Below are 22,654 nucleotides of genomic sequence, written 5' to 3'. Positions count from 1 at the left end.
CTTCGTTTGAGTGCCTCACGGGATCAGTTCGATTCGCTCGATGCCCATGGCCATGCCGCGCCAGACGATGCCCTGGATCTCGTGCAGATTCTGGGCAGCGAGCTTGTCCATCCGTTCGATGCACCCATTGCCGCTCTTTTCATAGTGCGCCGCGTACAGACGCGCGAACGTCGTATGACGCAGAAACGTGATGGTCGCTTCATGGGTCGACGGCGGCTGCAGGACGCTGACGCATACCTTCCGGTAACTGGCATCGAACAATACGAGGCACTCGTTCTTCGACCCTCGTCGTGCCGTCAACACGACGCGACTTTCGTCGTCGTCTTCGAGAACGCCGATCAAGGCGTCCTTTTCGACAGGAAGTATCCAGGCTCCCGGGAGGCGAAATGGCACATCAGCCGGCAACTGTCCTTCATCGAGATGGGCAAACGACAGCACCTGACGCTCACTGGCTTGTTCGTTGCCCTGCGGCAAGCTCAGATGTATGAGTTCCTTGTGCGAGCGTATGTGTTGCAGCGGCGTCAGGTGTCCCTTTGGTGAGGGCGCCCGCATGGTGATCGTGCGGGCATGGCCGCGGTCTTGCTGGATCAGGCAATCGGTACCGGGCGACGTCATGTCGCTGTCCTCCTCTGGGGGATGGACGTCGGGTACCGGCCGACGCGAAGTATGGCAACTCTTGCATCACGCCGTGGCACTGCGCAATATGCCGTGAGGCGTAGCGCGGCGGATCAGGTTTTGGGCGCGGGATCGGGATCGTACACCGACGGGTTGCATTGCTCCTGCTCGGTCTTCCTGCGCCCTACATAGGGCCGCGTCGGTTCGATGTTGTAGGTCGGCTTGTCGGGATAGAGCCGGACGTGACACTCCAGCTGGTCGAGCAAGCCCCTGGTGTTATGCCCCATATCCCAGAGAGGGTTTCCCGAAAACTTGCTGATGACTTCGTCGTCGAAAACGTCGACATACGTCGGATCCCGGTCTCGCGCCTGGCGCCCACACGCCGTCGGTGTGATATGCAGGATCGGGCCGTATTCGTCGATGGTCCACTCGCCCTTCTCGACAAAAGGGGGCGGGCAGTCGGAGGGCGGAGCCTTGACGGCAGGCGATGACGTTGTGTCCCGCGGGTCCGGTGTGGAAGCGCAGGCGGTCACCACACCGCAGGCGAGCGTGATGAAGGCGGTGAGATGGCACGTTCTCGTCTTCATGTCGGTTCAGCTCTTTGCCGGCGGATCGGGGTCGGCGACTTTCGGTTTACACCGCGACGTTATGGTCCGGGCTTCGCCGACGTAAGGCAGGCTGGGCTCGATCTCGAACGTGACATCCTGACGAAAGAGCGCGAAGTGGCAGCGAACCTGGTCGCGCAGTCCTTGCGGGTTGTACCAGAGCGGATTGCCGCTGAAGCGCTTGACCACCTCGACATACACGGAGGCCAGATCGTAGCCATCCGCCAGACGTCCGCAGAGAGTCGTGTGCAGTGTCAGGATGGGTCCATAAGGCCCCACGCTCCACTGCCCGTCCGAAATGAAAGGCGCCGGACAAAGCTCGCTCTTCGCGCGCCCGGGTGCCGCGTGGCTTGCAACGGACCACGCCAGCATCAGCACAACGACGATACGCGCCCACATCCTGTGGTTCATCGGTGGTTCCCTCGCGGCACGATGGGTCAGCGACGTCGTGTCCTGACATGCTTCAGCCTAGGACTGGCGTGTCCGGGCTGCAACGGGCCGGGCATTTGATCTTCCACCGTCCCCCAAAAGAGTTGCCGGCGAGTTGCCGGAATTGCGCGCAGAAAAAAAGCCGCGCCCTCGCAGGGGCGCGGCTTCGAATGGCCAGCGCTGACGCAGGCCGGCGATTACTCGCCGATCGTCAGCAACGACGCATTGCCACCGGCGGCGGTGGTGTTGACCGTGAGCGTCCGCTCGCCGGCAAAGCGCAGCAGGTAGTGCGGGCCACCCGCCTTGGGGCCGGTGCCGGACAGGCCTTCGCCGCCGAACGGCTGCACGCCGACCACCGCACCGATCTGGTTACGGTTGACGTAGCAGTTGCCGACGCGCGCGTGGCTGGAGATGTAATCGATGGTGTCGTCGATGCGGCTGTGGATACCCAGCGTCAGGCCGAAGCCCGTCGCGTTGATCTGGTCGACGACCTTCTCCAGGTCGGCGCCCTTCCAGCGGATGACGTGCAGCACCGGGCCGAACACTTCGCGCGTGAGCACGTCCAGCGACGGGATCTCGTAGGCGCGCGGCGCGAAGAACGTGCCGTGCGTCGTGGCTTCCGGCAGGGCGACTTCGCCGATCTTCTTCGCTTCGCGATCCATGCGCGCGGCGTGCTCGACGAGGATCTGGCGCGCATCTTCGTCGATGACCGGGCCGACGTCGGTCGAGAGCAGCCCGGGGTTGCCGACCTTCAGCTCGGCCATGGCACCGGCGAGCATGTCGATCACCTTGTCGGCGATGTCTTCCTGCACGAACAGTACGCGCGCGGCGGAGCAGCGCTGGCCGGCCGACTGGAACGCCGAGTTGATGACGTCCTTGACGATCTGCTCGGGCAGCGCGGACGAGTCGGCGATCATCGCGTTCTGGCCGCCGGTCTCGGCGATCAGCGCGGCGATCGGCGCATTACGCGCGGCCAGCGCACGGTTGATCGCCCAGGCGGTGTCGGTCGAGCCGGTGAAGGCGACGCCGGCGACGCGCGGGTCGCGGGTGAGGGCGGCACCGACCGTGGCACCGTCGCCCGGCAGGTACTGCAGCACGTCGGCCGGCACGCCCGCGGCGTGCAGCAGCTTCACGGCGGCGTAGCCGATCAGCGAGGTCTGCTCGGCGGGCTTGGCGACGACCGCGTTACCGGCGGCGAGCGCGGCGGCCACCTGACCGAGGAAGATCGCCAGCGGGAAGTTCCAGGGGCTGATGCAGACGAACACGCCGCGGCCATTGAGGAACAGCTGGTTGCTCTCACCGGTGGGGCCCGGCAGCTGCTCGGGCTGGCCGAACAGGCGACGCGCCATCGTGGCGTAGTAACGCAGGAAGTCGGCGGCTTCGCGGATCTCGGCGATGGCATCGGGCAGGCTCTTGCCGGCTTCGCGCACGCACAGCGCGATGAACTCCGCGCGGTTGTGCTCGAGCTGCTCGGCGGCGTGCTCGAGGATCGCGGCGCGGCTCGCGGCCGGTAGGCGGTCCCAGCCCGGCTGCGCCTTCACACCGGCGGCGAGCGCCTTGTCGACCAGTGCCGGATCGGCGTTCTCGACCGTGCCGACGATGCGGCGACGGTCGGACGGATCCGTCACTTCGGTCTTCGTACCGGCGGCGGCGCCACCGGCGACCAGCGGCGCGGCCGTCCACGGACCGCTGTGGCGGTTGACGGCGTCGGCGAGCTCGTTGAGCTCATTGTCGTTAGCGAAGTTCATGCCCATGGAGTTCTTCCGAAGTTCGCCGTAGAGATTGACCGGCAGGGGAATGCGGGGGTGGGGAATGGAGGTGAAGGCGCGCACCGTTTCGCACGGGTCGGCGACTAGGTCGCGCACCGGCACGCTTTCGTCGACCACGCGGTTGACGAAGCTGGTGTTGGCGCCGTTCTCGAGCAGGCGGCGGACCAGGTAAGGCAGCAGGTCTTCGTGGCTGCCCACCGGCGCGTACACGCGGCAGGGCACGTTGAGCTTGTCCTTGCCGATCACTTCCGCGTAGAGGTCCGCGCCCATGCCGTGCAGGCGCTGGTTTTCGTACGGACGGCCCCTGGCGATGTGGTGGATCGCGGCGATGGTGTGCGCGTTGTGCGTGGCGAACTGCGGATAGACCGCGTCGCTGCCGGCGGCGAACAGACGATGCGCGCAGGCCAGGTACGAGACGTCTGTGTTCGGCTTGCGCGTATACACCGGGTAGCCCGACAGGCCGTTTTCCTGCGAACGCTTGATCTCGGCGTCCCAGTAAGCGCCCTTGACCAGGCGTACGAACCAGCGGCGACCGGTGGTACGAGCCTTCTCGGTCACCCAGTCGATCACGAACGGCGCGCGTTTCTGGTACGCCTGGATGACGATGCCCAGGCCGTTCCAGCCCTGCAGTGACGGATGCTCGAAGACGTCGCCGATGATGTCGAGCGAGAGCTCGAGGCGATCGGTTTCTTCGGCGTCGACGGACAGCGCGATGCCGTTCCTGAAGGCCAGCTGCGAGAGTTCGAGGAGCTTGGCGCCGAGTTCGGCGCGTGCGCGGGCGCGGTTGGCCACTTCGTAGCGCGGATGCAGCGCCGACAGCTTGACCGAGATCGACGGCGCTTCGAGGTTGCTGGTGAACGGACCACGGCCACCGAGCGCGTTGATCGCGTCACGGTAATCCTGCTGGTAACGCTCAGCCGTGGCCTGGGTCAGCGCCGACTCGCCGAGCATGTCGTACGAATAGCGGTAGACCGCGTGCTCTTTTTCGGCGGAACGGTCCAGCGCTTCCTTGATGGTGCGACCCATCACGAACTGGTGGCCCATGATCCGCATGGCCTGACGCACGGCGAGGCGCACCACCGGTTCACCGGCGCGGCCGACCAGGCGGCGCAGCGCGGAGGTGAAGTCGTGGCGGGTTTCTTCCGCCAGGTTGACCAGGTGGCCGGTGAGCATCAGGCCCCAGGTCGAGGCGTTGACGAATACCGACTCGCTCTGGCCCAGGTGCTTCTTCCAGTCCGCATCGCCCAGCTTGTCGCGGATGAGCTTGTCCGCCGTGGCCTTGTCGGGGATGCGCAGCAGCGCTTCGGCCACGCACATCAGCAGAACCCCCTCTTCCGAGGACAGGTCGTACTGGCGCATGAAGGATTCGACGGCGCTCTGGTCCTTGGCGCGGGCGCGAACCCGGGTCACCAGGCCGGCGGCCACGTCGATGACGTGCTCCCGCTCGGTCGGGGGCAGTGTGGCCTGGGCGAGCAGGTCGTTCACGGCCTCGGTTTCGTCGCGCAACCAGGCGGACGTGATACGCGCGCGTGCCGGCTCGGCGCCGGTGGGGAGTTCGGGACGGAGGATCTGTGGGTTCACTTGGGGTGGGTCGGGACGGGGGAGACCGCGCATTGTATGGGACGCAGGGCCTGCATGTGTGTTGCTTTGCGGGATGGCCTGCCCTGCGGCATCACGCCGCTTCCCAACCTTGCCGCATTCTGACCGCCGCCCTATCATCGGTCCGTTCAAGGCACGCGGGATTCGCATGATCGTGCTTCGACCGACCGCCGCGGGTCAGCCGCGCGTGTTGTGGCTCCGGCCCAACCGTGCGCTGGACAGGCGCGGTCTGCGTCGACTGATCGTGGGTCTCGCGGCGATGGCCCTGGCGACGGCGTCGCTCGGTGCGTGGCAGGGGAATGTTTTCGCTCCCGTGTTCGCCCTGGCGGAGGCTTTCGTCGTGGGGTTCGCCCTTGGCGCGGCCTGGCGGGCCGGCGGCCGGGGCGAGCGGATCGTGGTGGGGCCCGACACGCTGGAGGTGCGTGCCGTGCCGGGTCGTCGGATCGTCCGTTTCCAGACGTACTGGGTACGGGTAGGGTTGGCATCGGGGGACGGGCGTCAGCGTCTGTTGCTCAGGTCACACGGCAATCAGCTCGAAATCGGCGCGTTCCTTGGGGAAGAGGAAAGGGTCGAGGCGTCCAGGAAACTCATGGTGCTGCTGTCCGAAGTCTCAGGCCAGACGCGCAGGTAGGTTCACTAAAGGTGCAAGACATGACATCTGGCGGCATCGGACGATGGAAAGCGGCGTGGGTGGCGGTTGCCCTCGCCCTGTTCGGCGGGGCGGCATGGGCCAACCCGGAACCCAACCAGCTGAACATGACCAAGGGTGTCAGCGAATGGTCGCCCTACGCGATGCACATGGTGGCCCTGTGGGTCTGCGTGGTCATCGGCGTCATCGTCTTCGGTGCCATGTTCGTGGCGATGTTCCGCTTCCGTAAGTCGCGGGGCGCGGTCGCCGAGAAGTGGTCGCACAGCACCAGACTCGAGATCGTCTGGACGGTCATACCCGTCATCATCCTGATCTTCCTGGCCCATCTGGCCACGGGCGGTCTGACCTCGTTCGCCGACACCACGAACGCCGAGATGACCATCAAGATCACCGGCTACCAGTGGAAGTGGCGCTACGACTACGTCGACTACAAGGGCAAGGGGGTCGACAAGGTCGGCTTCATCTCCAAGCTCGAAGAGTCCTCCGACCGTACCCGCCAGCTTCATTCCAACCTCGACCCGGGCAAGATCCAGGTCGACGGCTACCAGACCTATCTGCTCGACGTGGACAAGCCCCTGGTCGTCCCTGTCGGTACCAAGATCCGTTTCATCATCGTCGGCGGCGACGTCATCCACTCCTGGTGGGTGCCCGCGCTCGGCTGGAAGATGGACGCCATCCCGGGCATCGCCAACGCGGCCTGGACCAAGATCAAGGAGCCGGGCGTCTACCGCGGCCAGTGCGCCGAGCTCTGCGGCCAGGATCACGGCTTCATGCCGATCGTGGTCAAGGCCGTGCCCAAGGCCGAATTCGAACAGTGGCTGGCGACGCAGGAAGACGGTTCCAGGCTGCAGAAGGCTGCCGCGACCGCCCAGAACGCCCCCGCCCCGGTCCCCCAGGGTTAACCCGCTCAAGTATCCGGCAGAGGTTCAAGGTTATGGCCCACGCAGCCACCCACGACCACCACGATCACCACGGGGCCCCGAAGGGGTTCTTCCAGCGCTGGGTGATGTCCACGAACCACAAGGACATCGGCACGCTTTACCTGATCTTCTCGCTGACGATGTTCTTCATCGGCGGCGCCTTCGCGATGGTCATCCGCGCGGAGTTGTTCAAGCCGGGCATGCAGCTGGTGCAGCCGTATTTCTTCAATGAAATGACGACGATGCACGCGCTGGTGATGATCTTCGGCGCCATCATGCCGTCGTTCGTCGGCCTGGCCAACTGGATGATTCCGCTCATGGTCGGCGCGCCGGACATGGCCTTGCCGCGCATGAACAACCTGTCGTTCTGGATCATGCCGTTCGCCTTCATCCTGCTGCTGTCGACGCTGTTCATGCCGGGCGGTGGCCCGGCCGGCGGCTGGACCATGTACCCGCCGCTGTCGCTGCAGGGCGAGTCCATCGCGTACACCATCTTCGCGGTCCACCTGATGGGCATCAGTTCGATCATGGGCGCGATCAACATCATCGCCACCATCCTCAACATGCGCGCGCCGGGCATGGACCTGCTGAAAATGCCGGTGTTCGTGTGGAGCTGGCTGATCACGGCATTCCTGCTGATCGCGGTGATGCCGGTACTGGCCGGCGCGGTCACCATGCTGCTGACCGACAAGTACTTCCATACCAACTTCTTCAATGCCGCCGGCGGCGGCGACCCGGTGCTCTTCCAGCACATCTTCTGGTTCTTTGGGCATCCCGAGGTCTACATCATGATCCTGCCGGCGTTCGGGATCATCTCGGAGATCATCCCCACCTTCGCCCGCAAGCCGATCTTCGGCTACCGCGCGATGGTGTTCGCCATCGCTTCCATCGCCTTCCTCTCGTTCATCGTCTGGGCGCACCACATGTTCGCCGTGGGCCTGCCGATGGGCGCGGAGATCTTCTTCATGTACGCGACCATGCTGATCGCGGTGCCCACGGGCGTGAAGGTCTTCAACTGGGTCTCGACGATGTGGGGCGGTTCGATGACCTTCGAGACGCCGATGCTGTTCTCGATCGCCTTCGTCATCCTGTTCACCATCGGCGGCTTTTCGGGCCTGATGCTCGCGCTGGCCCCGGCCGACTTCCAGTACCACGACACGTACTTCGTGGTCGCCCATTTCCACTACGTGCTGGTGACCGGCGCGGCGTTCTCGATCATGGCCGCGGCTTATTACTGGATGCCGAAGTGGTCGGGCAACATGTACAGCGAGACCTGGGGCAAGATCCATTTCTGGTCCAGCGTCATCTCGGTCAACGTGCTGTTCTTCCCGCAGCACTTCCTCGGTCTGGCCGGCATGCCGCGCCGTATCCCCGACTACAACGTGGCCTTCGCGAACTTCAACATGATCAGCTCGATCGGCGGCTTCTGGTTCGGCGCGTCGCAGCTGATCTTCCTCGGCGTGGTCGTGCATTGCGTGTTCTTCTCGAAGAAGAAAGCCGCCGACCGTTCCTGGGAAGGCGCCAAGGGTCTGGAGTGGACGGTGCCTTCACCCGCGCCGTTCCATACGTTCGACGTGCCGCCGGTCATCCATGACGACGAGCTCGCCCACGGCAACACGGATCACTGATCGATGCAGGGCATGACGGACACCGGGACGGAGGCGCGTCGCAAACGCGCCCGCAGGACGGCCATGATCGCGGGCGGTTTCGCGGTCGCGGTGTTCCTGCTCTCGATCGTTCAGATGCTCCGGGTCTGACCGGCCAAACACGCGATATCCACGGGAAACCACCATGGGTCACCAGCAACACGACGTCTACTATGTACCGAGCAAGAGCTACTGGCCGATCGTGGCCGCGGTCTCGATGTTCGTCACGGTGTTCGGTGCCGCGCACTGGCTGAACTCGCAACCGGGTGAGGGCAGCACGTTCGGCAAACCGCTGTTCTGGATCGGGATCGTGATGATCCTGGGCATGTTCTTCGGCTGGTTCCGCTCGGTCATCCGCGAGTCCATGGCAGGCAGCTACAACGGCCAGGTGGATCGCTCGTTCCGCATGGGGATGATGTGGTTCATCTTTTCCGAGGTGATGTTCTTCGGCGCCTTCTTCGGTGCGCTGTTCTACGCCCGTATCTTCTCGGTGCCCTGGCTGGGCGGCGAAGGCCACGGCGTGCTCACCCACCAGTTCGTCTGGCAGGGCTATGAAGCCTCGTGGGGCGCCAACGGCGGCGGCGGTCCGCAGAAGATCGGTGGCTCGTTCCAGACCATCGCCGCGTGGGGCCTGCCGCTGCTCAATACGCTGATCCTGCTGTCGTCCGGCGTGACCATCACCATTGCGCACCACGCGCTCAAGGCGGGTCATCGCACGGCGCTGCTGATCGGCCTCGGCGCCACCGTGCTGCTGGGTTGCCTGTTCCTCTGGTTCCAGGCGCACGAGTACGCCGAGGCGTACGAGCACTTCAACCTGACGCTGGGCAGCGGCGTGTACGGCGCGACGTTCTTCATGCTCACCGGATTCCACGGCATGCACGTGACGCTGGGCACGATCATGCTGGCCATCATCTGGCTGCGCTGCGCGAAGGGACACTTCACGAAGGACGATCACTTCGGGTTTGAAGCGGTGGCCTGGTACTGGCATTTCGTCGACGTGGTGTGGCTGGCGCTGTTCTTGTTTGTTTACGTGCTTTGAGTTTTTTCTGTTTGAAATTCAGATTTTTCCTACGGACGGATGATCTGAGCACAAGCTAGACTGGTCTTGCCATCAAAGGAGACAGTCATGAATGACACCGCTGGCGGCCTGTGAGCCACACCGAACTACCCGCCCCTTGGCGGGTAGTTTGTTTTCAGGGACAAGAAATGCGAAGGAAAGCTTAGTGTTTCAGTGGATTTTCGATACCGTCGATTCTGGCCTCTTTAGGAATCTTCTGGTTGCCAGCGGCGTCGGTGTTGCCGTTGCGTCGGTTCTCACCGCGCGCAGCATCGCGCGGAAAAAGCAAAGCGCGGATCTTCTATTTGCGAGTCGGAACGATGTCATCCTCCAGAATGGCGCCAGGAAGCTGGAGTATTTCGTCGACGCGAACGACAGAAATGTGGCTTGCCTCGCCTCGCCGGAAAATATCGAGTCGGAAGAAGCTGTATGCATTCGGTACTTCCTCAATCATTTCGAGGCGGTGAGTATCGGCATTCAGGCCGGAATTTACGACGAAGAGATGCTGAAGAAGACTTGGTACTCGGCTGTTGTTACGTCCTGGGAGCGGGCTAAACCGCTCGTCAATAAACTCCGCGAGCGGTTTTCCCCGACGGTGCTGCAAGAGTACGAGTGGCTCCACGGACGCTGGAAGAAGTCGCCGTTGTCGGAACGGGGCTGACTTCGGCTTACGCCTACAGATCTACCGGGCTTTCTGACATGTTTCCTCTCCAACGGCGTTGCTAAAGTCGGCATCGGCCTTCGCAGTGAAGGCCGTTGAAAAACGCAAACACATGGAGAGTGCTTATGAATCGGAGAGTATCCGCTCGTTTGTCGCGTGCATCGCTCTTGCTCCTGTCGATGGGCTACGCCGTCGGTGCATTAGCAAGCGACGCAAACCTGCTTCCTTCGTCCAGCGAACCGCGCTTCCGCGCTGTCGGTCAGCTCGATCTGCTCGACGGAAGAACCTGTACCGGCTCGCTCGTCGCGGGGTCCGCCAGCCCGGACGGTCATCGACCCGCGCTGCTGCTGACGTCCGGGCACTGCGTGCTCGGCCCTGAACTCATTCCCAATCAGGTCATGATCGACGAGGTGGTGCCATCGGGTTACCGCTTTACGCCCGCTTATTTTCAGGATGCCCAGCCGGTCCATCGACCGATTGGAGTCGAGCGAATTCTTTACGCGACCACCAAGGGCATGGACATCGCCGTGCTCCGCCTGGACGTCTCATATGCCGATCTGTCGGCACTCGGTGTCGCTCCGTTGATCCCGACTGCGCCAGCGATTGTCGGGGCGCTCCCCGTGGACCTGGTTCAGGTACCTGTGACTGGCGTGCCGGAAGATGACCGCTTCCTTCGCCTCGCAACCTGTCAGGCCAGTGAGCCTGTCCGCCTCTTCGAGGGCGAACGCTTCTTCCTGCGTGAATCGGCGACCGATTGCGCCGGTGTATCGGGTGGTTCGTCGGGCTCCCCGGTGCTGCGCCACGGCACGTCGGATATTGTCGGCGTGCTCGGTACGAAGGTCGATCCGCGCTTTGACGGATGCGGTTTCGACCGCCCGTGCGAACTCACCGGGCGGCAGCCGGTGTCGCGCGTCGGCGCGAGCTACCAGAGCATTGCGGCGCCGCTGCTCTCGGCACTTCGTGCCGATGGCGGCTGGGACGCCAGTGCCCTCGACGCGGGTAACGGTGTGAAGCTCGATCGCACCGTCGGTGAGTACACGCGCAGCCAGATCGACGAAGAGGGGGATCTCGTACCCGCGCGGTGGGGCGTGCTGGTGAATGACGATACCCGTTGGGTCCGCTACAAGCACGGTGATGCCGCGACGGTCGATTGCGCCAGCCCCGAGGGTTACAGCGCTCCGATGTATGCCCGCGAGCAGCCGCTGGACCGTCTGCCGGTCGGACCGTCCGAAGGCGTGTACGCCATGTGCGTCATCGGACAGCTGGGCATCGATAACGACTGGCAGGCGCCGGAGCATGCGAGCGTCATGCTTCGGGTGATCGACGATACGGCGCCTACCGCGGTACCGGTACCCGCCGTTCGCGATGAAACGGATGCTGCATGGATTGTGGAGATCCGTAGCCCTTACGTCGCGCCGCCGATCGTGAAGGTGGGGCGCCTCGACTCCACCGAATGCGCTGACGATGCGAAGTACCGCACGCTGTCTTCGTCGTTCATCAGTCTGCCCAAGGCCAAAGGCCCGTTACGCGTGTGTGCGAAAGGCTCGGACGAAGCGGGGAACCTCTCGCCGATGGGATCGATCGACCTGGTCGTGTCAAAGGCTCATTGATCCGCACGTGCCGTTGTTTCACAGGAGCGCTCGCGCGCTCCTGCTTCCCTCGTTTATCTCAGAAACAGTCGGTAGGCGGGATTGCTGGTCTCTTCGCGATACGGATAGCCCAGCCGGTTGAGGAACCGCGTGAGCGCGTCCTCGTCCGTCGCTTCCGCCTGGATGCCGACCAGCGTCGAGCTGTAATCGGCACCCTGGTTGCGGTAATGGAACAGGCTGATATTCCAGCTCGGCGACATCGAACGGAGGAAGCGCATCAACGCGCCCGGTCGTTCGGGGAACTCGAAGCGAAACAATCGTTCGCCCTGTGCGGCTGTCGAGCGTCCGCCCACCATATGCCTGATGTGCTGCGTCGATAGCTCATCGTTGCCAAGATTGACGACGGCGAATCCCGCTGCCTCGAAGACGGTTGTAAGCGACGCTTCGTCTACCGGGTCGTCTACCTGGAGGCCGACGAAGATCCTTGCGTTTTCATCGGTGCCGAGACGGTAGTTGAATTCCGTCACGTTGCGCTCGCCTACGAGCTCGCAGAAGTGCAGGAAGCTGCCGCGCTCCTCGGGAATGCTCACCGCGAACAAGGCTTCGCGCGATTCGCCAACCGCGGCGCGCTCGGCGATGAAGCGAATGCGGTCGATATTGAGATTGGCGCCGGAGACGATGGCACAAAGGGTGAGCGGGTGGTCGACCGCTCCCGAGTTGGTGGCCTGGGTCGCGTAGCGACGCGCAGCCGCGACGGCGAGCGCTCCCGCCGGCTCAACGAAACGTCGCGTGTCCTGATAGATATCCTTGATCGCAAGGCATACCTCGTCGGTGTCGACCAGCATCACCTCGTCGAGGTACTGGCTGCACAGTCGGAACGTTTCCTGCCCCACCAGCTTCACCGCCGTGCCGTCGGAAAAAAGCCCGACCTCGGTGAGTTCGATCCGTCGCCCTGCCTGGATCGATTGCGCCATGGCGCACGAGTCACGCGTCTGCACGCCGATCACGCGGATATCCGGGCGGAGTGCTTTTACATAGGTCGCGACTCCTGCAGCGAGACTGCCCCCTCCGATGGGCACGAAGATGGCGTCGATATGCCCGTGGTGCTGGCTCAGTATCTCCATCGCTACGGTGCCTTGTCCTGCGATAACGTCGGGGTCGTCGAAGGCTGGGATGAACGTCATGCCGCGTTCTCGCTGCAGCGCCATCGCGTGGGCGAACGCATCGTTATACGAATCGCCCGCCTTGATGACTTCCACCGTGGGCCCACCGAATCGCCGTGTCGCATTGACCTTAACGAGGGGTGCGGTTTCAGGTACGACGATGACCGCCGGGATACCAAGTTTCGCGGCGGACCAGGCGACACCTTGCGCGTGGTTTCCCGCTGACGCCGTGATGATGCCGCGTGCCAGTACGTCGGCGGACAGGTTGCGGATCCGGTTGTAGGCGCCACGGAGCTTGAACGACGAGACGGGTTGAGTGTCTTCACGCTTCAGCAGGACGTGATGCCCCAGTTGCTCGGACAGCACCGTCGCATGCTGCAGTTCCGTCCGCTGGGCCACGTCGTACACGCGGGCGTTGAGGATGCGCCTCAGGTAGTCGGCGGCATCGCGTACGGGTTCGTCCCGAGTGGCGTGACGTGAAGCGGGGAGGGACATGGCGTGCGTCTCCGGTGCGTTCGTTTTCCCGGAGGCGGATACGAAAAACCCGCCTCGGAGGGCGGGTTGTCGGTCACCTGTCGCGCGTGATTCAACCCACCATCGATGAGACGGCGATGCTAATCAGCGTAATGAGGGCGGCGAGGCGGTTCATGGTCCGATCCTCTTACTGAACGAGCGGGGTGTCAACCAGCGCATGCCAGCCGGAGACGGCACGTCGGGCGGCACTGGCTCTCCGCATCGTTTGGGCGAGGGCCACTGAACATGGTTTGTGCATCACGCGACCCTCTCAGATGCGGCGAATCCACCGCGTCAGGGAGGTGTTCTGATGAGAAAGCAAATATCGAGGGGTGCGCCATTGACGTATGTGAGTCAATGGCGCACTATCACGAAGTGATCTTCGTGGAGACGCGGGCCTTCACGAGGCGTGTTACGGAATTGCTCGACGACGCGAACTACGGACGTCTACAGGTGTATCTCGCGGCTTACCCGGAAGCGGGCGATGTGATGGAAGGCACGGGTGGTCTCAGAAAGATACGTGTCGCCATGGGCTGCCGGGGAAAGAGTGCCGGAGCCCGAGTTATTTATTATTACTTCGTAGCGCAATCACAGATCGCGATGTTGTTGATATTTTCGAAGAACGAGCAGCAAAACCTGACGTCCGATCAGCGAAAGGTTCTTGCCACCATCATGGATAACTGGAAGCGGAGTTATGACCAAGTTCTTTGAAGACCTCCTGGAAAGCGTCCAGGAAATGGATGGCATTGTTCGTGGCGAGAAGCAGGCTTCACGCGTGTTTGAAGTCGATCCCGGCGCGATTAAAGCGCTACGTGAAACGACGGGCTTATCGCAGTCAAAGTTCGCGCTGCTTCTCGATGTCGACGTGGGTACGCTGCGTAATTGGGAGCAGGGAAGACGTGCCCCTACCGGCCCCGCCCGGGCCCTCCTTCGGGCCATTCGCAAGGATCCCCGCCATGTCCTCGCCGCGTTGGCCTGAGGTGGCTCTGGTCAGCGCTTTACGACTCGCGCCAGTTGAAGCGCACCCACGGCGATAAGCGCCAGGGCTCCACAGGCGACCCAGAAGCCCAGTGGCCGCGCCTGGTAGATCATCGGCGCAAGGATCGCGTATGCCGCGAGAAACAGTGCCGCAAGAGCGGCGCACATACGGGGATGTCGTCCGCGTGCCCAGAGGGCGCCGGTTGCCAGAATGAGAGTGGAAGCCCAGATCGCGATGAGCGCTGGAGGTGCCTGGGCAAGAAGGGCGCGCAAGGCCGCAGCCTGGGGCGGCGCCCCGACCAGTGCTATCAACGACGTGCCGAGTACGGTGACCGCCAGCCAGATGACGGCGATCAGCGCCAGATAGAGCCCCGCCGGTAACGGCGTCCGATTCTCTTGTTCCACGTCCTTTCCGCCCCAGTCAGTCCTTCACGGCACCGATTGCCGCACCGCGCCTTGGCCCCCCGGCCCCAAGCGTTAGAATTGACCGACCCCGTGGGGGTGCAGCCAGCCCATGAAGATGCCCAGCGCCACCATGGCGATGAGCAGCAGTGAGAGTCCGATACGGCGGGTGAGTGCCCAGACGGTGCGCTTGCTCTGGCCCTTGTCGGTCATCATGAAGAACAGCGCCTGCCCGAGGTTGAACAACACCACGAGCAGCAAAATCACCAGCGCATATTTGTAGATGGTTTCCACGTGACGGCTCCGCGCCATATCGACAATCCGAGTATAGCGTTGGGCACGGGGCGTCTTGCATGACTTTCCTGCGCCGTCCGACGTGGTTCGCTGTCGCACTCACGCTGGTGGGCGTGCTGGCTTTCGTACGCCTGGGCATATGGCAGCTGGATCGCGCGGACGAGAAGGATGAATTGCTGCGGCGGTACGCCGCATCGGCCGCAGCAAGCGTCGAGGAGTTCGGTTCCATCGCCGATAATCCTCCCCTCGATCGATACCCGAGGCTTTCGGTACGTGGCGTTTACCTGCCCGACCACTACTACCTGCTCGACGACCAGACCCACTCCGGTCAGGTCGGCGTGCACGTCTATGCGCCGTTTTCGCCGCATGGGCGCGATCCGTACCTCCTCGTCGACCTCGGTTTCCTGCCGAAGGAAGCGGGCGCCAACCCCCGGCTGCCGCCGCTTCCGGTGGGCGTCACCACCGTGCGGGGGCTCTACGTACCGGCGCCGGGTGTCGGTGTGCGCCTGGGTGGCGACCGTCTCCCGGAGCAGCACGGCGCGGAGAAGACCATGGTCTACGTCGATCTCAGGGAGATCGGTAACGACATCGGGCGCTCCCTGTATCCTCGCGTACTCCTTCTGGATCCCGACCCGGCCAGCATCTACATCCGTGAATGGACGCCCGGCTTCATGCCGCCGGCGCGCCATCGCGCCTACGCCTTCCAATGGTTCACCTTCGCCCTGGCGGCTGTGGTGATCTTCGTCCTCCTGCATCGCAAGCGACGCCCGAAACGGCCCGAGCATTCATGACCGATCCGAACGTCCCCCCACGTAAACCCGGCAGTGGCCGGTTCAAGCTCGTCTTGATCATGCTGGTCTTCCTCGCGCCCATTATCGCGGCGGGCCTGCTGACGCTGAGTGGCTGGCAGCCGGAAGGCAAAGGCAACGGTCGTCCCATCGTGCCGCAGCGCAGCATGGCCGATGTCCGCGTGGACGTCGCCGGCACGGCCTGGGCATGGCGTGACAGCGAGCCGCGTCTGACCCTGGTCGCGTTGCCGGGGCCGGATTGCGCCGCACACTGCCTCGAGACGCTGGCGCTCATGCGTAACGCGCGCATCGTGCTCAACCGCAACGCCGATCGCCTGCGCCTTCTTTATATCGGCACGCCGCCGACCGCGCAGGGCGCGGACGCCGTCATGCCCGACTGGAAGGTCGGTACCGACGCGGCGAAGGCCTTCGAAGAATTCCGTCCCACCCAGCCCGACACGGTCGCCGCCGTGCTGGTTGAATCCAATGCCACCGCGTTGTCCTGGTATCCCGCCGGTTTCGACCCGAGCGGCCTGCGCAAGGATCTGCAGAAGGTGATCCGCTGATGTCGCCCCGAGCTCTCAAAACCCTGCGCACGCTGGCCTTGCTGGCTGCGCTGTTCGCTTTCTGCATCGTGATGTTCGGTGCCTTCGTGCGTCTGTCCAACGCGGGGCTGTCGTGTCCCGACTGGCCGACCTGCTATGGCAAGGCCACGTGGCCGGGCCACGCTCAGGACATCGCCCGCGCGAACGAAGCCTTCCCCGATCGTCCGTACGAAACGCACAAGGCGTGGCGTGAGCAGGTACACCGCTTCCTCGCCGGCAGCCTCGGTGTGATGGTCCTCGCCATCGCCCTGATGTCGGCCTGGCGCCGACGCATGGCGGTGGCCGCGGTGCTCGTGGCGGCGGTGTTCGCGACGGTGGGTGTCGTGATGTACATGCGCGGCGAATACGTGGTGTCGTCGTTCCTGTCCGCGCTGGCCATCGCGCTGCCGCTGATCGCCGCGGCGATGCTCGACCGAGCCGGTGCCTGGCGCGTCGGCGTGGCCGCGCTTGCCGTGATCATCTTCCAGGCCATGCTCGGCATGTGGACGGTGACCTTGCTGCTCAAGCCCATCGTCGTGATGGGGCATCTGCTCGGCGGACTGGCGACATTCGCCCTTCTCGCATGGGCAGCCCTGCGCTGGTGGCGTGTCGGCACACCGGACGACCGGTTCGCGGCACTTCGCGCGCCGGTCGCCATCGGCATCGTCGTGCTCGTCTGCCAGATCGCGCTCGGCGGCTGGACCAGTTCCAATTACGCGGCGCTCGCTTGTGGCACGGATTTTCCGCAGTGCCTCGGGCAGTGGTGGCCGCAGACGGACTTCCCGCAGGCTTTCGTGCTCTGGCGCGGCATCGGCGTCAACTACGAGGGCGGCGTGCTGGACATGGCCGCACGTAGCGCGATCCAGATCGCCCACCGCATCGGTGCGCTGGTGACCTTCGTCTACCTGGGCTGGTTGTCGCACAAGCTGGCGCGCGCCGGCCTGCGCAGGATCGGTATCGCCGTGGCGGTGGTGCTGATCGCGCAGGTGCTGCTCGGCATCGGCAATGTGCACCTCGGCCTGCCGTTGCCCGTCGCCACGGCGCACAATGGTGTCGCCGCGCTGCTCCTGTTCACGCTGCTTGCCGCCCTGGCGGGCACGCAGCGGCTGCCCGCCACGACGGAGTCCCCGTGAGCATCATCGGTCAATATTTCGAGCTGACCAAGCCACGCGTCGTCGCGATGCTGGTGTTCTGCGCGGTCATCGGCATGTTCCTCGCCGTCGACGCCGACGGTCAGCGTGTACTGCCGACGTGGCATGCGGCGATCTTCGGCACGCTCGGCATCTGGCTGGCCTCGGCTTCCGCCGCGGCGTTCAATCACCTGATCGACCAGCGCATCGACAAGATCATGGCGCGTACCTCGCATCGTCCGCTGGCGACCGGCCAGCTGACGCCGATGCAGGTGTTCGTCTTCGCGATGACGCTGGGCATCGTCTCGATGCTGGTGCTGGTCTTCCTGGTCAACAGGCTGACCGCGGTGCTGACGTTCTTCTCGCTGATCGGTTATGCGGTGATCTATACCGCCTACCTGAAGCGTGCGACGCCGCAGAATATCGTCATCGGCGGCCTTGCCGGCGCCGCGCCGCCGATGCTCGGCTGGACCGCGGTGACCGGCGAGCTGCATCCGTTCGCGCTGCAGCTTTTGCTGATCATCTTCGTGTGGACGCCGCCGCATTTCTGGGCGCTGGCGATCTTCCGCGTCGACGATTACTCGCGGGCCCAGGTGCCCATGTTGCCGGTGACGCACGGCGTGGTGTTCACGCGCTGGCACATCCTGTTCTACACGATCCTGCTGTTCGTCGTGACCATGCTGCCGTTCTTCACGGGGATGAGCGGACTGATCTACCTGTTCGGCGCGGTGGTCCTCGGGCTCGGTTTCCTCTGGTACGCCGCACGCATGTTCAATCCGCCGGACGAGATGTTCGCGATGAAGATGTTCAACTACTCCATCGTGTACCTGATGGTGTTGTTCGCCTTCTTGCTCGCGGATCACTGGCTGGTCGACCCGGTCGTGCAGCCGGGCTTCCGGATGGAACCGGTGGTTTAAACCGGGTCGCGTGGCGCCGTCGGGCCGTCACACGTTGGCGGGTATGTGACTTTCCCTGCCTGCTTACAGCGCGCCATGCACCCAGTCAGCCACGGCCTTCGGGTGTTCGAGGTGCAGATGATGCCCTCCATCCATGTGCTTCACCCGGATATCGTCGACGCAATCGATCCGTACCTGCAATGCCTCGGGCTCGAGATAAGGCGGCGACGGCCTGGCGAGCAACAACGACGTCGGTGCAGCGAGCCCCAGCAGCAACGACATGATCTGCGTCTCCGCGAGGCGGAGGGCCGTGGGCCGCGACAGGCGCGCATCGCTGCGCCAGCTGTATCCACCGTCGACTTCGCGCAGGCCGCGTTCCACGATGTGTCGTGCCAGCGTCGCATCGAGGCCGCTGGCCAGTGCGCGGGCACGAGCCGCATCGTCGATCGACGGAAAGACGCGCAAGGGCCGGGCGCCGCCAGCCGTCGACACCATCGCTTCGCGAAACCGGTCCAGCGTGCGCGATCCGTCGTCTCCGAGCGGCCCCAGGCCTTCGATCAGAGACAGTGCGCGAATGCGCTCCGGCGCCGCGATGGCCACCATCGTCGCCACACCGGCACCCAGAGAATGACCCAGCAGATGAAAGCGCGGCAGCGCGAGCGAGTCGACGGCGGCGAGCACGGCCCGCGTGTAATCCTGATGCGTGTAGATCGTGCTCTCGGGCAGATGGTCCGAGTGACCGTGGCCAGGAAGGTCCAGCGCGATCACGTGGAACCGGTCGGCAAGCCGGGGTGCGAGCAGAGCGAAGCTCGCGGCGTTGTCGAGCCAGCCATGGATCAGCACCAGCGGCGCGGCGTCGGGTTCGCCCCAGCTCAGTCCGGCGAGCTCCATGCCTGGTATGGCGATGCGCAACTCACGCATCGGCGCGTGCCTTACGCGCACGTTCGCGCGCGGCGGCGAGGCGCATGGCCGCCGCGGCCGGGTCGTAATCTGCCGCGAACTCGGGCCATCCCTGAGTGTGGCGCAGCACCAGGTCCGCGATGGCGCCCACGTGGTCCGGACGGGCGTTGAGACAGGGGATGTAGCTGAGCGTCTCGCCGCCGGCCTCGCGGAAGAATTCCGCGTTCTGCATGGCGATCTCTTCGAGGGTTTCGAGGCAATCGACGGCAAAGCCCGGACTGATCGTGTCGATGCGCTTGACGCCCTGTGCGCCGAACTGCCTGACCATCTCGTCGGTGTACGGGTGCAACCAGCGTTCACGGCCCACGCGTGACTGAAAGCTCATCGGCGCCTCGTCCGCGGTGACGCCCAGCGCTTCGCGGAGCAGGCGAGCGGTGGCGTGGCACTGGCAGAAGTACGGATCGCCGTTGCGCACGTAGCGCTCGGGAATGCCGTGAAAACTCATCAGCAGCTTTTCGCCCCGGCCGTTGCGCCCCCAGTGGTCGCGCACGCTGGCGGCGAGCGCGGCGATATAGGCGGGATCGTCGTGGTAGTCGTTGATCTGGCGCAGTTCCGGTGGCCAGCGCAGACCCTTCACCGTGTCGGCCACCGCGTCGAACACGCTGCCGGTCGAGGTGGCCGAGTACTGGGGGTAGAGCGGCAGAACGAGCAACCGCCGCACCCCTTCACGCTGCAACTGGGCAACCGTCGCCGCCACGCTGGGCCGCCCGTAGCGCATGGCCAAGGCGACGCGGATCGGTCCGTTGCGACGGCGCCCGAGTTCGGCCTGCAGGGACGCGGCCAGCGCCTCGCTGCCTGTTCGCAGGGGCGAGCCTTCCGCGGTCCAGATACGGGCATACGCGTGGGCGGAGCGCTTGGGACGGACGCGGAGAATGACGCCGTGGAGAATGGCTTTCCACAGCAGGCGCGGGTACTCGATGACGCGCGGGTCACCCAGGAACTCGGCGAGGTACGGCCGTACGGCGGCCGCGGTGGGCGCCTCAGGTGTACCGAGATTAACCAGCAGCACACCCGCCTGGGGCAGGGTGTCGTGGGAATGACCGGCAAGGCCGGTATAGTTTGGCGTACCTGGCATCGGAGTCCGGCGCTCGCGGGAATCGTTGCAGTCTGCCATAGGGCGGCGCGACGAGGCTCGCTCTCAATGCCGCAGCCGCTGCCACCCCGCGTATCGATAGGAGCCACCCGATGTCCCCACGCCCGCTTCGCCTGCTCGCCCTCGGCCTTCTCGCCCTGCTGCCCTCGCTGGCCGTCCAGGCCGCCGACCCGCCGAGAGAACAGGCCCGGAACGCGGTCCGTGTGTTGTCCGAGATGATCGACGACGCGCCCGACAAATCGCTGCCGGCCGACCTGCTCAAGAACGCCAAGGCCATCGCGGTGCTGCCGGCCATGGTCAAGGGTGGCTTCGTCTTCTCCGGCTCCAAGGGCGAAGGCCTGATCTCGATCAAGACGCGTGACGGCACCTGGTCGAACCCCAACTTCATCTCGATGGCCGGTGCGGGCGTCGGCTTCCAGGTCGGCATCCAGTCCGCCGACGTGATCCTCGTGTTCCGCACCGATCGTGGCGTACAGAGCATCATCGACGGCAAGTTCACCATGGGCGCCAACGCCTCCGCGGCGGCCGGCCCGGTCGGCCGCTCCGCCACGGCCGCCACCGATGGCCAGATGAAAGCCGAGATCTACACCTACTCGCGCGCCAAGGGCCTGTTTGCCGGCATCGCGCTCGATGGCACCCATTTCAGCATCGACGACGACTCCAACGAGCAGATTTACGGCCCCGGAATCACGGCCCGTCGCATTTTTGAAGGCGGTGTGACGAATGTTCCAAGCGAGGTAGTGGAATTCAGGGATAAACTTGAGGAGTACACTAACCGCTGAGTGTCGTCCCACCCGGTGCCCCAAGGGGCGCCGGACCGTCCCACGGCCCGGACCGAACGGGCCCGCGAGGTTTTTCATGAGCATTACCCATATCGTCCTCCTGCTGCTCGTCGTCGTGCTGATCTTCGGTACGAAGAAGCTGCGCAACATCGGCTCGGACCTGGGCGGCGCCATGCGCGACTTCAAGAAGGGTCTGGACGGCGACGAAGAGGCCCGCGCGGCGCGCGAGCGTGAAGAGAAACTGCGTGCCGATCCGCCCGTGAGCACGCAGGTCCCGCCGGTTCACAGCGAAACCACCGAGCCGCGCGACCGCGCTCCGTGATCCCGGCGGCGCCATGATCGAGATCAGCTTCGGTAAATTGCTGCTGCTCGCGGTGGTGGCGCTCATCGTGCTCGGCCCCGAGCGCCTTCCGCACGCCGCGCGCACGGCAGGCGCCCTGTTGCGGCGCATGCGCAACGGCTGGGACAGCGTCAAGTCCGAGGTGGAGCGCGAGATTCAGGCCGAAGAGATCAAGCGCACGCTGCGCGAGACCGCCGAAAACGCGCGTGCCACGCATGACAGCGTGCGTGACGACATCCGCGCCGCTGGCAGCAGCGTCCGTGAAGACTTCCGTGCCGCCGCGGACGATGCCCGCCAGACCGGCGACCGTGTGCGCGACACCTTTTCCGATACCCCGGTAGCTCGTGTCGAGGGTCGTGAGCCCGACCCGGCGCGCGACATGCTGCCGCTGGCCCACGGCGACACCCCGCCGCCCAGGAACGAACCGCATGAGCGCAGCTGACTCCGATCCGTCCGGCGACGACGTGGTCGAAGAGGGTCTGTTTTCCCACCTGATCGAACTCCGTTCCCGCCTGCTCCGCGCCATCGTGGTGTTGCTCGTGGTGTTGCTGGCGCTGATGCCCGTCGCCAACCACCTGTATGCGGAACTGGCCAAACCGCTGGTCGAGCGCATGCCGCAGGGCGCGCATCTGATCGCCACGGAAGTCGCCAGCCCGTTCGTCACTCCGTTGAAGCTGGCCTTCTTCTGCGCGCTGTTCATCAGCATGCCGATGATCCTGTACCAGCTCTGGGCCTTCGTCAGCCCGGGCCTCTACAAGCACGAGAAGCGCCTGGCGCGCCCGTTGCTGGTGGCATCGCTGGTGCTGTTCTATTCGGGCTGCGCCTTCGCCTATTTCATCGTGCTGCCGGCGGCGTTCAAGTTTCTCAATGCCGTGACGCCCGACGGCGTGGCGATGATGACGGACATCACGCATTACCTCGACTTCGTCATGCTGATGTTCTTCGCCTTCGGCCTGTGCTTCGAAGTGCCGGTCGCGGTCGTGATCCTTGCCGCCGTCGGCATCGTCGACGCCGAAAAGCTCAGCAAGGGGCGCGGTTACGCCGTCGTGGGCGCGTTCGCCATCGCCGCCTTCATCACGCCGCCGGATCTGCTCTCGATGGTGATGCTGGCCGTGCCGATGTGCATCCTGTACGAGCTCGGTTTGCTGGCCGTGAAGTTTCTTCTGAAACCACCGCCCGAGCAGGCGTGAGC

26 protein-coding genes are annotated in these 22,654 nt (G+C 64.5%); 17 read left to right on the top strand and 9 right to left on the bottom strand.

What is annotated here, in order from left to right:
* Positions 1-15 precede the first annotated feature (15 nt).
* From B5X73_RS03885 to putA, 4 genes are all read right to left on the bottom strand, one after another.
* Entirely contained in the window at positions 16-615 is a 600-nt protein-coding gene (locus B5X73_RS03885) for a hypothetical protein (RefSeq protein WP_079520647.1), read from the bottom strand.
* 113 nt (positions 616-728) lie between these two features.
* Positions 729-1,202: a DUF2599 domain-containing protein gene (locus B5X73_RS03880; protein ID WP_079520646.1), complete on the bottom strand. Its 474-nt coding sequence runs from the start codon at positions 1,200-1,202 to the stop codon at positions 729-731.
* Positions 1,203-1,208: 6 nt separating this feature from the next.
* Positions 1,209-1,631, bottom strand: coding sequence for a DUF2599 domain-containing protein (locus B5X73_RS03875; protein ID WP_079520645.1), 423 nt, complete (start codon positions 1,629-1,631; stop codon positions 1,209-1,211).
* A gap of 215 nt (positions 1,632-1,846) precedes the next feature.
* Positions 1,847-5,032 carry a bifunctional proline dehydrogenase/L-glutamate gamma-semialdehyde dehydrogenase PutA gene (gene putA / locus B5X73_RS03870; protein WP_079520644.1) on the bottom strand — a complete coding sequence of 1,062 codons (3,186 nt, stop codon included), beginning with the start codon at positions 5,030-5,032 and terminating at the stop codon, positions 1,847-1,849.
* A gap of 133 nt (positions 5,033-5,165) precedes the next feature.
* Here putA and B5X73_RS03865 point away from each other — a divergent pair, with 133 nt between their 5' ends.
* The 7 genes from B5X73_RS03865 (at position 5,166) to B5X73_RS03840 (ending at position 11,560) form a co-directional block, all read left to right on the top strand.
* Positions 5,166-5,648: a DUF2244 domain-containing protein gene (locus B5X73_RS03865; protein ID WP_176167711.1), complete on the top strand. Its 483-nt coding sequence runs from the start codon at positions 5,166-5,168 to the stop codon at positions 5,646-5,648.
* Positions 5,649-5,668: 20 nt separating this feature from the next.
* Positions 5,669-6,568 carry a cytochrome c oxidase subunit II gene (coxB, locus tag B5X73_RS03860; protein WP_079520643.1) on the top strand — a complete coding sequence of 300 codons (900 nt, stop codon included), beginning with the start codon at positions 5,669-5,671 and terminating at the stop codon, positions 6,566-6,568.
* Between the two features lie 32 nt (positions 6,569-6,600).
* Entirely contained in the window at positions 6,601-8,214 is a 1,614-nt protein-coding gene (gene ctaD, locus B5X73_RS03855; RefSeq protein ID WP_036116347.1) for a cytochrome c oxidase subunit I, read from the top strand.
* A 3-nt stretch (positions 8,215-8,217) separates the two neighbouring features.
* A complete protein-coding gene (locus B5X73_RS21485; RefSeq protein WP_255349729.1) occupies positions 8,218-8,343 on the top strand; it encodes a hypothetical protein in 126 nt (41 codons plus the stop codon).
* 34 nt (positions 8,344-8,377) lie between these two features.
* The gene (locus B5X73_RS03850) at positions 8,378-9,271 is read left to right on the top strand and encodes a cytochrome c oxidase subunit 3 (protein WP_036116344.1); all 894 of its coding nucleotides are present in this window, start codon (positions 8,378-8,380) and stop codon (positions 9,269-9,271) included.
* Between the two features lie 184 nt (positions 9,272-9,455).
* Positions 9,456-9,950 carry a DUF4760 domain-containing protein gene (locus B5X73_RS03845; RefSeq protein ID WP_176167710.1) on the top strand — a complete coding sequence of 165 codons (495 nt, stop codon included), beginning with the start codon at positions 9,456-9,458 and terminating at the stop codon, positions 9,948-9,950.
* A 125-nt stretch (positions 9,951-10,075) separates the two neighbouring features.
* Positions 10,076-11,560, top strand: a complete 1,485-nt coding sequence (locus tag B5X73_RS03840) for a trypsin-like peptidase domain-containing protein (RefSeq protein ID WP_079520641.1) — start codon at positions 10,076-10,078, stop codon at positions 11,558-11,560.
* Between the two features lie 53 nt (positions 11,561-11,613).
* Here B5X73_RS03840 and ilvA read toward each other — a convergent pair whose 3' ends face one another.
* A complete protein-coding gene (ilvA, locus tag B5X73_RS03835) occupies positions 11,614-13,197 on the bottom strand; it encodes a threonine ammonia-lyase, biosynthetic (protein WP_079520640.1) in 1,584 nt (527 codons plus the stop codon).
* Positions 13,198-13,572: 375 nt separating this feature from the next.
* Here ilvA and B5X73_RS03830 point away from each other — a divergent pair, with 375 nt between their 5' ends.
* The gene (locus B5X73_RS03830) at positions 13,573-13,926 is read left to right on the top strand and encodes a type II toxin-antitoxin system RelE/ParE family toxin (RefSeq protein ID WP_254857215.1); all 354 of its coding nucleotides are present in this window, start codon (positions 13,573-13,575) and stop codon (positions 13,924-13,926) included.
* Complete coding sequence (locus B5X73_RS03825; RefSeq protein WP_079520639.1) at positions 13,910-14,194, top strand: helix-turn-helix domain-containing protein; 285 nt, start codon at positions 13,910-13,912, stop codon at positions 14,192-14,194. Before B5X73_RS03830 ends, B5X73_RS03825 begins: the two co-directional genes overlap by 17 nt.
* 11 nt (positions 14,195-14,205) lie before the next feature.
* Here the strand turns inward: B5X73_RS03825 and B5X73_RS03820 are convergent, their stop codons facing one another.
* Positions 14,206-14,598 carry a hypothetical protein gene (locus B5X73_RS03820; protein WP_079520638.1) on the bottom strand — a complete coding sequence of 131 codons (393 nt, stop codon included), beginning with the start codon at positions 14,596-14,598 and terminating at the stop codon, positions 14,206-14,208.
* A gap of 72 nt (positions 14,599-14,670) precedes the next feature.
* Positions 14,671-14,907 carry a twin transmembrane helix small protein gene (locus B5X73_RS03815; RefSeq protein ID WP_036116337.1) on the bottom strand — a complete coding sequence of 79 codons (237 nt, stop codon included), beginning with the start codon at positions 14,905-14,907 and terminating at the stop codon, positions 14,671-14,673.
* 41 nt (positions 14,908-14,948) lie between these two features.
* Here B5X73_RS03815 and B5X73_RS03810 point away from each other — a divergent pair, with 41 nt between their 5' ends.
* The 4 genes from B5X73_RS03810 to cyoE are packed head-to-tail and all read left to right on the top strand — an operon-like array spanning position 14,949 to position 18,308.
* Positions 14,949-15,680, top strand: coding sequence for an SURF1 family protein (locus tag B5X73_RS03810; protein ID WP_036116334.1), 732 nt, complete (start codon positions 14,949-14,951; stop codon positions 15,678-15,680).
* A complete protein-coding gene (locus B5X73_RS03805) occupies positions 15,677-16,243 on the top strand; it encodes a hypothetical protein (RefSeq protein ID WP_079520637.1) in 567 nt (188 codons plus the stop codon). Before B5X73_RS03810 ends, B5X73_RS03805 begins: the two co-directional genes overlap by 4 nt.
* Positions 16,243-17,394, top strand: coding sequence for a COX15/CtaA family protein (locus B5X73_RS03800; RefSeq protein ID WP_079520636.1), 1,152 nt, complete (start codon positions 16,243-16,245; stop codon positions 17,392-17,394). Before B5X73_RS03805 ends, B5X73_RS03800 begins: the two co-directional genes overlap by 1 nt.
* On the top strand, positions 17,391-18,308 hold the full coding sequence (cyoE, locus tag B5X73_RS03795; protein ID WP_079520635.1) for a heme o synthase: 918 nt from the start codon (positions 17,391-17,393) through the stop codon (positions 18,306-18,308). The genes B5X73_RS03800 and cyoE overlap by 4 nt, the downstream gene beginning before the upstream one ends.
* A gap of 63 nt (positions 18,309-18,371) precedes the next feature.
* On the opposite strand, the gene B5X73_RS03790 is transcribed toward cyoE, so the two are convergent.
* Complete coding sequence (locus B5X73_RS03790) at positions 18,372-19,208, bottom strand: alpha/beta fold hydrolase (RefSeq protein WP_079520634.1); 837 nt, start codon at positions 19,206-19,208, stop codon at positions 18,372-18,374.
* Positions 19,201-20,322, bottom strand: coding sequence for a ferrochelatase (gene hemH / locus B5X73_RS03785; RefSeq protein WP_079520633.1), 1,122 nt, complete (start codon positions 20,320-20,322; stop codon positions 19,201-19,203). Before hemH ends, B5X73_RS03790 begins: the two co-directional genes overlap by 8 nt.
* A gap of 110 nt (positions 20,323-20,432) precedes the next feature.
* On the opposite strand from hemH, the gene B5X73_RS03780 reads away from it, so the two are divergent.
* From B5X73_RS03780 to tatC, 4 genes are all read left to right on the top strand, one after another.
* On the top strand, positions 20,433-21,122 hold the full coding sequence (locus B5X73_RS03780) for a lipid-binding SYLF domain-containing protein (RefSeq protein ID WP_036116315.1): 690 nt from the start codon (positions 20,433-20,435) through the stop codon (positions 21,120-21,122).
* 76 nt (positions 21,123-21,198) lie between these two features.
* The gene (gene tatA, locus B5X73_RS03775) at positions 21,199-21,444 is read left to right on the top strand and encodes a twin-arginine translocase TatA/TatE family subunit (protein WP_036116312.1); all 246 of its coding nucleotides are present in this window, start codon (positions 21,199-21,201) and stop codon (positions 21,442-21,444) included.
* Positions 21,445-21,457: 13 nt separating this feature from the next.
* The gene (gene tatB, locus B5X73_RS03770; protein ID WP_079520632.1) at positions 21,458-21,904 is read left to right on the top strand and encodes a Sec-independent protein translocase protein TatB; all 447 of its coding nucleotides are present in this window, start codon (positions 21,458-21,460) and stop codon (positions 21,902-21,904) included.
* Positions 21,891-22,652, top strand: coding sequence for a twin-arginine translocase subunit TatC (gene tatC / locus B5X73_RS03765; RefSeq protein WP_079520631.1), 762 nt, complete (start codon positions 21,891-21,893; stop codon positions 22,650-22,652). Before tatB ends, tatC begins: the two co-directional genes overlap by 14 nt.
* Positions 22,653-22,654: the final 2 nt, after the last annotated feature.

The organism is Luteibacter sp. 22Crub2.1, assembly GCF_900167995.1.
GTDB classification, from domain to species: domain Bacteria; phylum Pseudomonadota; class Gammaproteobacteria; order Xanthomonadales; family Rhodanobacteraceae; genus Luteibacter; species Luteibacter mycovicinus.
The sequence above is the reverse complement of the archived record's forward strand: the minus strand, read 5'-3'. Positions and strand labels throughout refer to the sequence as shown.

What these genes read in the sequence shown, in the direction of transcription:
- B5X73_RS03885 (WP_079520647.1), bottom strand. Translation starts at nt 615, where the DNA reads ATGACGTCGCCCGGTACCGATTGCCTGATCCAGCAAGACCGCGGCCAT.
- B5X73_RS03880 (WP_079520646.1), bottom strand. Translation starts at nt 1,202, where the DNA reads ATGAAGACGAGAACGTGCCATCTCACCGCCTTCATCACGCTCGCCTGC.
- B5X73_RS03875 (WP_079520645.1), bottom strand. Translation starts at nt 1,631, where the DNA reads ATGAACCACAGGATGTGGGCGCGTATCGTCGTTGTGCTGATGCTGGCG.
- putA (WP_079520644.1), bottom strand. Translation starts at nt 5,032, where the DNA reads ATGCGCGGTCTCCCCCGTCCCGACCCACCCCAAGTGAACCCACAGATC.
- B5X73_RS03865 (WP_176167711.1), top strand. Translation starts at nt 5,166, where the DNA reads ATGATCGTGCTTCGACCGACCGCCGCGGGTCAGCCGCGCGTGTTGTGG.
- coxB (WP_079520643.1), top strand. Translation starts at nt 5,669, where the DNA reads ATGACATCTGGCGGCATCGGACGATGGAAAGCGGCGTGGGTGGCGGTT.
- ctaD (WP_036116347.1), top strand. Translation starts at nt 6,601, where the DNA reads ATGGCCCACGCAGCCACCCACGACCACCACGATCACCACGGGGCCCCG.
- B5X73_RS21485 (WP_255349729.1), top strand. Translation starts at nt 8,218, where the DNA reads ATGCAGGGCATGACGGACACCGGGACGGAGGCGCGTCGCAAACGCGCC.
- B5X73_RS03850 (WP_036116344.1), top strand. Translation starts at nt 8,378, where the DNA reads ATGGGTCACCAGCAACACGACGTCTACTATGTACCGAGCAAGAGCTAC.
- B5X73_RS03840 (WP_079520641.1), top strand. Translation starts at nt 10,076, where the DNA reads ATGAATCGGAGAGTATCCGCTCGTTTGTCGCGTGCATCGCTCTTGCTC.
- ilvA (WP_079520640.1), bottom strand. Translation starts at nt 13,197, where the DNA reads ATGTCCCTCCCCGCTTCACGTCACGCCACTCGGGACGAACCCGTACGC.
- B5X73_RS03830 (WP_254857215.1), top strand. Translation starts at nt 13,573, where the DNA reads ATGGCGCACTATCACGAAGTGATCTTCGTGGAGACGCGGGCCTTCACG.
- B5X73_RS03825 (WP_079520639.1), top strand. Translation starts at nt 13,910, where the DNA reads ATGACCAAGTTCTTTGAAGACCTCCTGGAAAGCGTCCAGGAAATGGAT.
- B5X73_RS03815 (WP_036116337.1), bottom strand. Translation starts at nt 14,907, where the DNA reads ATGGCGCGGAGCCGTCACGTGGAAACCATCTACAAATATGCGCTGGTG.
- B5X73_RS03810 (WP_036116334.1), top strand. Translation starts at nt 14,949, where the DNA reads ATGACTTTCCTGCGCCGTCCGACGTGGTTCGCTGTCGCACTCACGCTG.
- B5X73_RS03805 (WP_079520637.1), top strand. Translation starts at nt 15,677, where the DNA reads ATGACCGATCCGAACGTCCCCCCACGTAAACCCGGCAGTGGCCGGTTC.
- B5X73_RS03800 (WP_079520636.1), top strand. Translation starts at nt 16,243, where the DNA reads ATGTCGCCCCGAGCTCTCAAAACCCTGCGCACGCTGGCCTTGCTGGCT.
- B5X73_RS03790 (WP_079520634.1), bottom strand. Translation starts at nt 19,208, where the DNA reads ATGCGTGAGTTGCGCATCGCCATACCAGGCATGGAGCTCGCCGGACTG.
- hemH (WP_079520633.1), bottom strand. Translation starts at nt 20,322, where the DNA reads ATGCCAGGTACGCCAAACTATACCGGCCTTGCCGGTCATTCCCACGAC.
- B5X73_RS03780 (WP_036116315.1), top strand. Translation starts at nt 20,433, where the DNA reads ATGTCCCCACGCCCGCTTCGCCTGCTCGCCCTCGGCCTTCTCGCCCTG.
- tatA (WP_036116312.1), top strand. Translation starts at nt 21,199, where the DNA reads ATGAGCATTACCCATATCGTCCTCCTGCTGCTCGTCGTCGTGCTGATC.
- tatB (WP_079520632.1), top strand. Translation starts at nt 21,458, where the DNA reads ATGATCGAGATCAGCTTCGGTAAATTGCTGCTGCTCGCGGTGGTGGCG.
- tatC (WP_079520631.1), top strand. Translation starts at nt 21,891, where the DNA reads ATGAGCGCAGCTGACTCCGATCCGTCCGGCGACGACGTGGTCGAAGAG.